This window comes from Rhodococcus sp. USK13, from assembly GCF_018343855.1.
In the GTDB taxonomy this organism is placed as follows: Bacteria; Actinomycetota; Actinomycetes; order Mycobacteriales; family Mycobacteriaceae; genus Rhodococcus_F; species Rhodococcus_F oxybenzonivorans.
Map to the genome: position 1 here is coordinate 5803297 of NZ_CP069242.1, position 11264 is coordinate 5814560.

Sequence of the window (11264 nt, forward strand, 5' to 3'; positions counted from 1 at the left end):
GTGGTTGCGACCTCCTCAACCCTGGTTGCGGCCCCATAGAGACGGTCAGCGCACTCCCCTGTGCGGTGGCGCGTGGGATGCGATCAGGAGGACCTCCAGTATCGCGATGCGGCCGGCGCCGAGTTCGATCGCATTGCGCAGGTGCAGCTTCATGCCGGGAAGAAAACGATGGGTCGGCGTTGCATCCACCGCCAGGGCAATAAGTTCTTTGGTGACGGCGCGCACGTTTTTCGTCTTCCATGGGAGACCGCAATACTCGCAGAATGCAGCGAATCCTTCGGGAGAGATCCGTATCAGCGCAGCAAGGAAACCAGGTAGCTCATCCTCTAGGCGCTGACGGTAGGGGTCGCTTCCTACGTATCGCTCCCAGAGGAGACGCTGGTCGGCATCGAGCGCTGAATTCGCCTGCTCGTTGTGCCGTTCCGAGTTGAGAGCGTGGAGGTGTTCGGCGGTTGCGAAGAGGGTGTGCACTCCGAGCCCCGACACCAGCATGAGTACCTCGTGGACTTGATCCGCGGTCGCTCCCAGGTCGAGCGCCTCCTGCATGTAGCGTTCGGCACCCACGATATCCATAGTGGTCACGGACGCGCGGACTGCGAGTTCGACCAGCGCGCGGGTCAGCGGGTCCAACGGTTCCCCGTCGCCGACGTCATTGAGGTACGCGTCGGCAACGGCGCGCAGTTGATCGAGCGAAACTTCATCGCGGATGGACGGTACCGACGGCCGCGCAGAGTCGGGCGGGCCCTCGGACTCGGTCACCGCGGGACGGCTTCCGTGTGCAGCAATCGGACGATAACGGTGGCTTCATCGGGACTACGGCGAGTACCGCACACCACGGAACCACCGACGGACGTGATCCGTTCCCCGTCGTCGGTATTCGTCATGTCGGCCTCGCTCGTGAGTCGGTACAGCGGCTTCTGGGTGAGGCCACAGAACTCGTGTTTTCCGCCTTCCGACGCTATGCGATCGCGAACACCGTGTCAATCAACGTTGAAGTAGATTTACATCAACGTTGATGGATTTCCCGTCTTCCGCCGCGTAGCATCCCCTACGTGGCCAGAACACCAGTGACGAGAAGCAGCGGTATGAGCCGGCGCCGCCGTAGCGCGCAGAATGACAGCAGCCCCAGCTATCAGGCGAAACGCCGTGAACTCCTCCAAACGGCGGCTGATGTGTTCCAGGAAAAGGGTTACGACGCCGCCACGTTGAACGACATTGCGGAGCGTTTCGGAACCGATCGGGCGTCGATCTACTACTACTTCGCCAGTAAGAAGGAATTGTTCCAGGCCCTGTTTCAGGACGTTGTGATCGGCGTTCTCGACGATAACGTTTCTGCTGGAACAGAGATCGCGGAGATCGACGCCGACGCCCCTGAGAAGCTCCGTCGACTCGTCGAATTACTGATGCTCTCGTACGAGAACAACTATCCCTACATCTACCTGTATATCCAGGAGGACATGGCGAAGCTCGAGTTCCAGTCGACCCCGTGGGCCAAGGACATGCTCCGGAAGACGAAGCGTTTCGAGGCAATCGTTGCCGGCGTCCTCGAGCAGGGGGTGGCAGAGGGAACCTTTCGTAAAGATGTTCCTACTGCACTGATGGCGAAAGCGTTGTTCGGGATGATCAACTGGACCCATCGGTGGCTCAAGCCTGGCTCGCACAGGGTTGACGCCAGACAGACCATTGACGCGTTCTGCGCGTTGTTCTTCCAGGGCGCACTGGCCAAACCCGCTTAGATCCGTCCAGCGTCTACGTAACTCTCATACTTTCTGACACTGACGTGGCCGACGTGGGAGATGTAAGTACTTCACGGCTGCGCGTAGCGCCTTGTGATGCTGCGGGCTTGACCGTGCCCCACACCGACGCTCGAGGTACAGGAACAAAGGGTTCTGGCCGCGCTTGCGAACAACTCTGCCGCGCCCGAGTAGTGCACGTTTAGCGAGGTTCACAGCTGCTACGTGATCACGATTGCCGCCTACCTTGCACCGTGCGCACCATGCCCGGTGATAGCCGCCCGGGCGGGAGAGTTTCTCGTTGCAGCCCGGGCACAGTGCCGACGTGCCGCGGGCCGGGACGAACACCACCGTCACACCGACACCGGCACCGGTGTGCGCGAGAGCGTCGACGGCTTTGCGGCGCGCGGACTGCGCGGCCCGATTGTTGTTCACCCGGCCGTGACCCCGCGTTTCGAGGGTGGTGAGATCTTCCACCCCGATCACCTCCGCGCCCGCCGCGGCGGCGTAGTCGACGGTGTGACGGGCGAAATGGAAGGCGAGTTCCCGGTTGATCTTGCCCCGTTTGACACCGACCGCGGCGCGGTGGGCGGGGAGGACAGCGATCTTGTCGTCGACGGAACCTTGTCAGGGGCAGGTCGGCCGAGATACGCATCGAGATCAGCGCGATCACATACTCGCTGCAGAACCTGTACGCCGGGAGCGTTATCCGGCCTTCCGACGCAGCCTTGCGAACTCCCACGACTGACAGTTCAGGTACACCGCGACCTCACCAATTCACATGAAGCGGAGAGTAGCAGACAGGATTAGGAAGTATCAGAGACTACGTCAACTGTTGGGAGCCTTTCGCCGTTCCCGAGCGGGTGGGGCGCCGTGAGCGCGCGACCTACATCGCGGCCCGCGGCACGTCCACAACCGTTCCTCGTCTACCGGCCGGTCCACTGCGGCTTTCGCTTCTCGGCGAACGCCGCTCGCCCCTCGAGCCGGTCGGCACTGGCCGCATACGCTTCGATGGGTTCGTAGCGGGTCGCCAACGCGATGTCCAAGGGCCAGTCCAATCGGGACAGCACGGCATCCTTGGCCGCCTGCACGGCGAGCGGGGATGCGGCCGCGATACGCTCGGCCCACTGGTCGGCGGCCTTACCGAGTTGCTCGGGTGCGACGACTTCGTTGACGAGTCCGTACCGTTCGGCGTCGACGGCAGTGATCCGGTCCCCGGTGAGAATCATCGCCATGGCGATGTGATGCGGAAGTTGCCGAATCGCGCGGTGCATGATGCCTGCCTCGCCGATGATTCCGACCTTCGTTTCCGGGATACCGAACTGGGCGTTGTCCGCCGCCACAATGATATCCGCGCACATCGCCAGCTCGAATCCGCCACCCACGGCGTACCCCTGGACGGCGGCAACGAGCGGTTTGCGCAGCTTCAGCAACGGGCCTCCGACGCCGGTGAGTCCACCGCCGAGGGCCATCCTGCGACCGTCGCCTTCCGTGCCGCCGCTCACGTCGGCGCCGGCACAGAACGCCTTCTCCCCGGAGGCTGACAGGACGGCCACCCACAGGTCCGGGTCGGCGTTGATTTCGGTCCACGCCTCGTACAACGCCTGGTCCATCTCGGCATTGATCGAGTTCAACGCCTTGGGGCGATCGAGTGTGACGCGTGCGATGTGGCCATCGCGTATGAACGTGACTCCGCTGCTCATGATGTTGCCTTTCCGGATGGTACTGACGAAGTGGAGAGTGGGGCATCGACCGGCGCACGGTACGAGGCAATGGCCGCCTTCAGGCCGACCTCGGCAATGAAGGCACGAACCTGCGCCACCGAGGGCGATAGATGTAACAGCGCGTCCATTTCTGCGCCACCCTGTGCGGCAGTGCGTACGCCCATGGCCTCCATAGCGCGGTTGACCGACAGTTTCTTGATGCGCAAGAGATCGGAAGGAACCCGGGCTATTTGGGCGGCGAGGCGTTCGACAGTCTCGACGACGGTGTCTGCCGGAACGGCTCGGTTGGCCCACCCCCATTCAACCGCGGTGTCACCGTCGATCGAGTTGCCGGCGATGAAGGCGAGTTCCTTCGCCCGCTTGGGTCCGACCAGCGGCGCCCACAGCGGGGCTATGTATCCCCCACCGAGCGGCACAGCCGGTTCACCGATGCGCGCATCATGCGCCACTATCGTGAGATCGGTGAATACACACATCTGCGTAGCGCCCGCGATGCAGTAACCGTGGACCGCCGCGATTACCGGTTTAGGGTGATCCCAAATCGCGAGATAGCGATTAACGTTGCGCGCGAGTCGTTCTCGATCCGACACCGGGTCCTTGGTGGTGGTATATTCGCCGACCTGGTCGATGTCGTAGCCGGCGGAGAAGCCCTTTCCTTCGCCGCGGATCCCGACGACGGGACCGCCGGTGGTGGCTAGACGCTCGAGGGCGTCGCTGAACTCGTCGAGGAGCGCATTCGACAGGGCATTCGCTTTGTCCGGGCGGTCAAGGACGATCCAGCTGATCGGCCCGCGGTGCTCGACACGCAAGTTCTGGTACTCGGTGTCTACTGTGGCGGTAGTGGTCGGCGTGGTCATGCCGAGGCACGTCCGATCGGGATCTGCTTCTTGACGTGGAAGTCGACGACACCTGCCGCGCGCAGTTCACGGCGAGTGAAACGCCAGCCGTGCTCGTCGTCGCGCACCAGAACATCGTGGTACTGGCCGAAGAAGTGGCCGTCCGGCTTGCCTTCCTTGGTGTACTGATGCCACGCATACAGCACCGAGCGGACGGTCGCAGTGCGCATTTCCTCGTCGAAGTCGACAACGACGTTGGAGACATGATGACTAGTGGCGGTGAAGAAGGTGCCGATTCCGTCGAGGGTCTTTCGATAGGCGTCGCGTCCCTCGGCGCCGAAGTCGGGTCCATACGCGACGTAGCAGTCCGACGTGAACAGGGCCGCGAGATCGTCGGGCTGGTTCATATCGAGGTAGTACGCGTAGTCGTACAACACTCGTTCGACTTTCTGGGCCTCGACGAGTTCAGTCAGTTCTCGACTCGACAGTGCACTGGTAGTCATGATCTTCCTCCGATGTGATGTGGCGATGTGCTGAGGGCGGATTCCTCGGTGCCAGGCGTGTACTGGCGGTGAAGCTGCGCTGAGGCGCCTCTGGACGAGAAACTACCAACAAGCTACACCGATTTTCAACGCTTGTGTAGACGCACTTTCCCCCCATGCACCGCCCATCCCGTGTCCCAGGATCAATATTTGAGCACTTCATGACGCTTCTGGCGTCCCACACACGCTCCATCTGTTATCAACATGTTTGTAGAAATTTGTCAACGTTAGAGTTGACATTCCACGAAGGTCGATGCGACGATCGTCTTCAGAGCGACGCACGTCACATGCCCGACCGAGACGGAGACTTCATGCAGTTCCACCTCGAGCAGACCGGGGTGATCCCAAGGCGCTCGGAGCGCGAGGACGGCATGGCAGCACAGCGGTGGACCCGTACCCGCGAAACCAGACTCGACGCAAGCACACACACACCGATCAGGCCTTTGGGTCCTGAGCCGAGAAGGACAACCCGATGACACTCACCGACACCAACACAGTGATCGACCCGGGACATTTCCGGACTGTGCTCGGCCACTTCCCGACCGGCGTCGTGGCGATCACCTCCACTGATTCCGCGGGAGGTCCGGTCGGTATGGCCGTCGGCTCCTTCACATCGGTATCGCTGGATCCCGCGCTGGTCGCGTTCCTCCCCGACAAAAATTCCAGCACCTTCCCGAAGATCCGGGAATCCGGTCGCTTCTGCGTCAACGTGCTCGGCGCCGGCCAGCAGGACGTCTGCCGAAGTCTGGCAATGAAGGGATCAGACAAGTTTGCGTCGATCTCCTGGACGCCGACCAATCGCGACAATCCGCGTATCCACGACTGCATCGCCTGGATCGACTGCACAATCGAAACAATCCACGACGCCGGTGACCATTTCCTGGTGATCGGTCGGGTTACATCGCTCGAGGTCGATGATGCCGCCTCACCGCTCATCTTCTTCCAAGGTGGCTACGGCTGCTTCTCGTCGACCTCCCTCACCGCGCCCGGTGAGGCTGACCTGCTGCGGCCCCTGAGCATCGTCGATCAGGCACGTTCGGAAATGGACGCGGTCGCCCGCGAACTGGGAGTCGAATGCTGCGCCTCGGTCGCGATTCGGGATCAGCTGGTCCTGGTCGGCAGCAGCATGTCAAGCACTCTACCGACGTCACCACACACCCGCCTCGGGCAGCGAATGCCCTTCGTACCCCCACTCGCCCTCCCACTGATGGCATGGTCCGAGGGACGCGAACGCGACAAGTGGATCGGACGCGGCGGCGAGGCTCTCGATCGTGCCTTGCTTGCGCAGGCGGTGTCCCGTGTCCGCGACCGCGGCTGGTCACTCGTGCTTCGCAGCGACGCACAAGTGCGGTTCGAAAGGGCCGTTGCGCGTCTGCCGCTTACCGGTGCCACCGGCGATCTGGCGTCTGACGTCACCGAGGCCGCCCGCGCCCTCAGTTTGGAGGGATACGAACCCGCCGAAATCGACCCTGCTGCCACCTATGACGTCCGGATCATCAGCGCTCCGGTATTCGGCAAAGACGCCCAACCGGTGCTGCTGCTGAGCCTGTACCAACTCCCCCGCCAACTGTCCGGCGCGACGGTCGAACAGTATCGGAATCGATTGATGACGGCGGCCGAGAGGGTCACCGCGAAGCTGGGCGGATGCACGCCCACCGTGATCTGACCATCCTCGAGGACGGGACGGTTCCGGCCGACCCAGTTGACAACGAAGGGAAAGCGATTGCCGGGCTTACTCATCGCCAACCGCGGCGAAGTCGCTTTGAGGATTATCCGCACCGCCCGCAGATCCGGACTTCGCACCGTCGCGGTTCACAGCGTCGACGACTCCGAAGCAACCCACGTCCGAGCGGCCGACGAGGTGTGCCCGCTGTCGAGTTGCGGCGCGGCTGCCTACCTCGAGATCGATCAAATGGTCAACGCAGCCATCACGTCCGGATGCACCATGCTCCATCCGGGATACGGATTCGCGAGCGAAAATCCGGAGCTGGCAGACGCCTGTGCACGCGCAGGTATCACATTCGTGGGACCCGACTCCGAGACCCTCCGGCTCTTCGGTGACAAGTCGGCGACGAGGGCTCTGGCCGAAGAGATCGGAGTTCCTGTCCTTCCCGCGACAAACGGTGCAACGGATCTTCCGGAAGCGCTGGCCTTCATGGAAGCGCACTCGGGCGGCCCGGTCATGGTGAAGGCTCTCGCCGGCGGCGGCGGCCGCGGAATGCGGGTCGTCACAGACTCCGCCGACATCGGGCAAGCGCTCATTCGTTGCGGATCCGAGGCGCTGCGTGGTTTCGGGCAATCACAAGTCTATGTCGAGCGCTACCTTCCCCGCGCGCGGCACATCGAAGTTCAGGTGCTCGGCGACGGTGTCGGCGACCCGATACACCTCTGGGACCGCGACTGTACGATTCAGCGCCGCCATCAGAAGCTTATTGAGATCGCGCCTGCTTCGCATTTGCCGGACGCGACGCGATCGGCTCTTCTACGCTCCGCACTCGATCTCGCGCGGGCAACACACTTCCGAGGTGTCTGCACATTCGAATTCCTTGTCGATGCCGACTCCCCCGACGTCTACTACTTCATCGAAGGAAATCCACGACTGCAAGTCGAGCACGGTGTCACCGAAGAAATCACGGGCGTGGACCTGGTCGCAGCCCAGATTGCCATAGCGGAGGGGGTGTCCCTGAAGGACCAGGGTCTTTCCCAGGAGGCCATCGGAAACCCCCGCGGGATCGCCGTCGAAGCGCGAGTCACCCTCGAGCCCGCGGTCGCCCCCACACAGAAGATCACGCGATTCGACCTCCCGGCCGGGTCCGGTATTCGGGTGGAAAGCCACGGCTACGCCGGTATGCAGGCAACCAATGACTACGATCCGCTCCTGGCCAAGATCATCGTTCACCGACTGGGCGCGACCTTGGCACAGGTTCTCGCTCACCTCGAGACCCAGCTACGTCATATCGTCATCGAGGGGGTGCCCACCAACCTGCCGCTGCTGCGGTCGGTGCTGGCCGACCCTGCAATTTCGGGCGGTGCGATGACGACGAGCTTCGTCGACGATTACCTGCTCAGATCATCGCGCATACCGGTGCAGGCGGAAGACAGCCAGGCGACCGACCTATTCGCACCGTCGGCCGGAACGGTGGTTTCGATCGCCGGCGAATCCGGGCAGTGGGTAGAGCAAGGGGAACCGGTTGCGATTCTCGAGGCCATGAAAATGGAGCATGAGATAATCGCCCCGGCCGCCGGACGGCTGGAGAAGGTGACCGTGCAGGTCGGCGATTTTGTCGCCGAGGGAGCCCGGGTCGCAACGCTTGCGGCGGTCGCCTTCGACGACCGGCCCGCGGATACCACAATCGCAACTTGTGGACTTCCCGACTTGGACGACCTCCGTTCCGATGTCGCCGAAATCAGAGATCGCCACGAAGCCGGTCTGGACGCCGCCCGCCCACAAGCCAGCGCAAGAAGGCACGTGGCCGGGAAACGGACCGCCCGCGAGAACCTCGCAGACCTTTTCGACCCTGGCTCCTTTCGTGAGTACGGCCCGCTTGTCATCGCGGCGCAACGTCGAAGGCGGACGCTGGACGACCTCGAAGCCAATACGCCCGCCGACGGCCTCGTCGCCGGATTCGGCCGGGTGAGCGCGGCCGAGTCCGACGCACAGAACACCCAGGTCGCCGCCCTCGCGTACGACTACACCGTGCTGGCGGGAACCCAGGGACTGCAGAACCACAAAAAGGCCGAGCGGATGTTCGAACTCGCCCGGCGACGGGCCACCCCGGTGGTCATCTTCGCCGAAGGGGGCGGCGGCCGTCCCGGGGACACCGACAATCAGGCCAAGGCAACCGGGATGGACTTGGGGACGTTCGTCGCGTTGGGTCGGCTCAACGGACACGTTCCGACGGTGGGCATTGCGGCCGGCCGTTGTTTCGCGGGCAACGCGGCACTGCTCGGTGCCTGTGATGTCATCATCGCAACCGGCGACGCGAACATCGGGATGGGTGGACCGGCCATGATCGAGGGAGGTGGGCTGGGGGCGTTCGCGCCGGAAGCGATCGGGCCCGCCACGGTCCAGGCGGCCAATGGGGTCGTCGACATTCTCGTCGATGACGAGGCCGCGGCCGTGGCCGCAACCAAGAAATACCTCGGCTACTTCCAGGGCTCTGCCCGTCAGTGGTCCTGCGCCGATCAACGTCGACTGCGCAACGCTGTACCCGAGCGACGATCGCGGGTGTTCGATATTCGTGCGCTCATCCACACCCTGACCGATGAGGAGTCGGTACTCGAGCTTCGAAAGGAATTCGGGCGAGGAATGGTTACGTGCCTGGCTCGGGTGGAGGGTCGACCGGTGGGCATCGTCGCGAACGACGGACGTCACCGCGGCGGCGCGATCGACAGCGACGGGGCCGACAAGATGGCGCGCTTCCTTCGGCTCTGCGATACCTATGAACTGCCGATTGTCTCCCTCTGCGACACCCCTGGATTCATGGTAGGCCCCGAAGCAGAAGAGACGGCTATGGTGCGGCATGTCAGCCGGTTGCTTGTCACCGGCCCTAATCTCGCTGTTCGACTGTGCGCGATCGTAATCCGCAAGTCCTACGGACTCGGAGGGCAGGCCATGGCCGGCGGAAGCTTTCGAGTCCCGGACGCGATGCTCGCTTGGCCGACTGGAGATCTCGGCGCTATGGGGCCCGAAGGGGCAGTGCGGCTCGGGTTCCGCCGAGAACTCGACGCGATCGACGACCCGCACGAACGCGAGCAGACCTTCCAGACTCTATTGGCCGACTACGAGGCCCAGGGGCGTGCCACGAACGCGGCATCGGTGTTCGAGATCGACGATGTCATCGATCCGGCCGACACCAGAGCGTGGATCGTCGAGACCTTCGACCGCGCAAACAGCAAACCCGTTGAGCGGGTTCGGTGGCATCTCGATACCTGGTGATACAGCAGCGGAAGCGCCCGCCCCCCGAGGGAGACGGGCGCCCGCTCACCGTCAGTCTTCGAGCGCCGCGCGATGCTGGTCCCGATCGACACCGCGAATCGTGAGGAGGGCGATCACGCTGATCACGGCGCAGCCGAGTGTGTAGTAGGCCGCGGACAACGGATCACCGGTCGCCGAGGCCATCCAGGTGATGATGTACGGCGCCGTGCCTCCGAACAAGGCCACCGAGAGCGCGTAGGTGACGGAAATTCCGGTGGCTCGGTTTCGCGTGCGGAAGCGTTCGGAAAGAAAGGCCGGCATCGGTCCCCCCACTGCACCGATAAGCACCCCAGCGAGCGCAAGCGCGGTCAGGCCACCCACGAAACCGAAGTTGAGCATGGCATAAAGGGGATAGGAAAGCACCACAACGGCCACTGAACCGCCCAGTAGGACAGGACGACGCCCCACTCGATCGGACATGGCACCGAAGATCGGCATGGAGATTGCCGCGATGAGCCCGGTGATCAATGCGAGCAGGTAGGAGCGTTCGAAGGACATCTCAAAGCTTTTCGACAAGAACGCCGGCATCCCGACCATGAAGGTGTTTCCGACCGCGTTGTAGACGACGACGGCACCCATCGTGACGAGAAAGTAGATCAACGAGCGTCCTTGCGGTGCCGACGAATCCTCCGACGACGGGTCATGCGCTGCGCGTTCGCTAGTCATGTGCTTGAAGTGCGGTGTCTCGTCGACGCGCATCCGCAGATAGAGGATGACGACACCCATTGGCGCAGCGAGCAGGAAGCCGACTCGCCATCCCCACGACGCCAACTGATCGGCGGAAAGGGCAATCGCCAGCACTGTTGCCACTCCACCACCGAGAACGAATCCCAGTGTGGTCCCGACGAAAGACCAGGACCCGTACACGCCGCGTTTGTTCGACGGTGCGGACTCCACCATCAGTGAAACGGCGCCGCCCATCTCACCGCCCGCCGACAGGCCTTGGCCGACACGGCAGAGAGTGAGAAAAATCGGCGCCAGCATCCCGATGTGGGCATGCGTGGGAAGGAGTCCTATAGCCGTGGTGGCCGCGGCCATCAGCCCGATGATCATCGCCAGTACGGGCCGGCGTCCGATTCGATCGGTCAAACGACCAAAGACGACTGCGCCGACAGGACGCAGGAAGAACGCGAGCGCGAAGATGAGAAACGTCGACAGGATCGCCGTCGTCGGATTGCCGGAAGGGAAGAACAGTGGCGCGAAAATCGGTGCCATATATGCGTAGATGGCGAATTCGTACCATTCGACGAGGTTGCCGAGAGACCCGGCGATCAGCGCCTTCCGGGAGGCACGCAGATCGAGCACCCTCTCGGTAGAGGAGTCCGGAGTAATGGCGTGAGTCATTGCGATTCCGTTCTGGTGAGAGCCAGCGAACCACCTAGTGGGATCGGCTGACACTGGTGTGTGATACACGGCACAGCCAGGAATGAGGCTGGCACATCCACAGTTCC

General features: G+C 63.0%; 9 protein-coding genes and 1 pseudogene. 3 read left to right on the forward strand and 7 right to left on the reverse strand.

All coding sequences use genetic code 11. The annotated features are described in order from the left end of the window. Positions 1 to 45: 45 nt before the first annotated feature. Both JQT59_RS29165 and JQT59_RS37810 read right to left on the reverse strand, forming a co-directional pair. Positions 46 to 759: a carboxymuconolactone decarboxylase family protein gene (locus JQT59_RS29165; RefSeq protein WP_249353936.1), complete on the reverse strand. Its 714-nt coding sequence runs from the start codon at positions 757 to 759 to the stop codon at positions 46 to 48. Further along, positions 756 to 884, reverse strand: coding sequence for a hypothetical protein (locus JQT59_RS37810; protein ID WP_283254026.1), 129 nt, complete (start codon positions 882 to 884; stop codon positions 756 to 758). The genes JQT59_RS29165 and JQT59_RS37810 overlap by 4 nt, the downstream gene beginning before the upstream one ends. 168 nt (positions 885 to 1052) lie before the next feature. Here JQT59_RS37810 and JQT59_RS29170 point away from each other — a divergent pair, with 168 nt between their 5' ends. Continuing rightward, positions 1053 to 1736 carry a TetR/AcrR family transcriptional regulator gene (locus JQT59_RS29170; RefSeq protein WP_249353938.1) on the forward strand — a complete coding sequence of 228 codons (684 nt, stop codon included), beginning with the start codon at positions 1053 to 1055 and terminating at the stop codon, positions 1734 to 1736. A gap of 13 nt (positions 1737 to 1749) precedes the next feature. Here JQT59_RS29170 and JQT59_RS29175 read toward each other — a convergent pair. The 4 genes and pseudogenes from JQT59_RS29175 to JQT59_RS29190 form a co-directional block, all read right to left on the reverse strand. Further along, positions 1750 to 2360: pseudogene (locus JQT59_RS29175) on the reverse strand (zinc ribbon domain-containing protein); the annotation flags it as partial. A gap of 299 nt (positions 2361 to 2659) precedes the next feature. Beyond that, positions 2660 to 3436 (reverse strand): enoyl-CoA hydratase-related protein, encoded by a 777-nt coding sequence (locus JQT59_RS29180; protein ID WP_213573006.1) that lies wholly within the window; start codon positions 3434 to 3436, stop codon positions 2660 to 2662. Then, entirely contained in the window at positions 3433 to 4314 is an 882-nt protein-coding gene (locus tag JQT59_RS29185) for an enoyl-CoA hydratase-related protein (RefSeq protein WP_213573007.1), read from the reverse strand. Before JQT59_RS29185 ends, JQT59_RS29180 begins: the two co-directional genes overlap by 4 nt. After that, positions 4311 to 4796 carry a nuclear transport factor 2 family protein gene (locus tag JQT59_RS29190; RefSeq protein ID WP_213573008.1) on the reverse strand — a complete coding sequence of 162 codons (486 nt, stop codon included), beginning with the start codon at positions 4794 to 4796 and terminating at the stop codon, positions 4311 to 4313. Before JQT59_RS29190 ends, JQT59_RS29185 begins: the two co-directional genes overlap by 4 nt. Before the next feature lie 511 nt (positions 4797 to 5307). On the opposite strand from JQT59_RS29190, the gene JQT59_RS29195 reads away from it, so the two are divergent. Then, positions 5308 to 6501 (forward strand): flavin reductase, encoded by a 1194-nt coding sequence (locus JQT59_RS29195; RefSeq protein WP_213573009.1) that lies wholly within the window; start codon positions 5308 to 5310, stop codon positions 6499 to 6501. A 57-nt stretch (positions 6502 to 6558) separates the two neighbouring features. Further along, positions 6559 to 9774, forward strand: coding sequence for a carboxyl transferase domain-containing protein (locus tag JQT59_RS29200; RefSeq protein ID WP_213573010.1), 3216 nt, complete (start codon positions 6559 to 6561; stop codon positions 9772 to 9774). A gap of 51 nt (positions 9775 to 9825) precedes the next feature. Here the strand turns inward: JQT59_RS29200 and JQT59_RS29205 are convergent, their stop codons facing one another. After that, positions 9826 to 11157, reverse strand: a complete 1332-nt coding sequence (locus tag JQT59_RS29205; RefSeq protein ID WP_213573011.1) for an MFS transporter — start codon at positions 11155 to 11157, stop codon at positions 9826 to 9828. Positions 11158 to 11264: the final 107 nt, after the last annotated feature.

Bases quoted from the DNA above. Each gene is read 5' to 3' on its own strand.
- JQT59_RS37810 (WP_283254026.1), bottom strand. From the start codon at position 884: ATGACGAATACCGACGACGGGGAACGGATCACGTCCGTCGGTGGTTCC.
- JQT59_RS29180 (WP_213573006.1), bottom strand. From the start codon at position 3,436: ATGAGCAGCGGAGTCACGTTCATACGCGATGGCCACATCGCACGCGTC.
- JQT59_RS29185 (WP_213573007.1), bottom strand. From the start codon at position 4,314: ATGACCACGCCGACCACTACCGCCACAGTAGACACCGAGTACCAGAAC.
- JQT59_RS29190 (WP_213573008.1), bottom strand. From the start codon at position 4,796: ATGACTACCAGTGCACTGTCGAGTCGAGAACTGACTGAACTCGTCGAG.
- JQT59_RS29195 (WP_213573009.1), top strand. From the start codon at position 5,308: ATGACACTCACCGACACCAACACAGTGATCGACCCGGGACATTTCCGG.
- JQT59_RS29205 (WP_213573011.1), bottom strand. From the start codon at position 11,157: ATGACTCACGCCATTACTCCGGACTCCTCTACCGAGAGGGTGCTCGAT.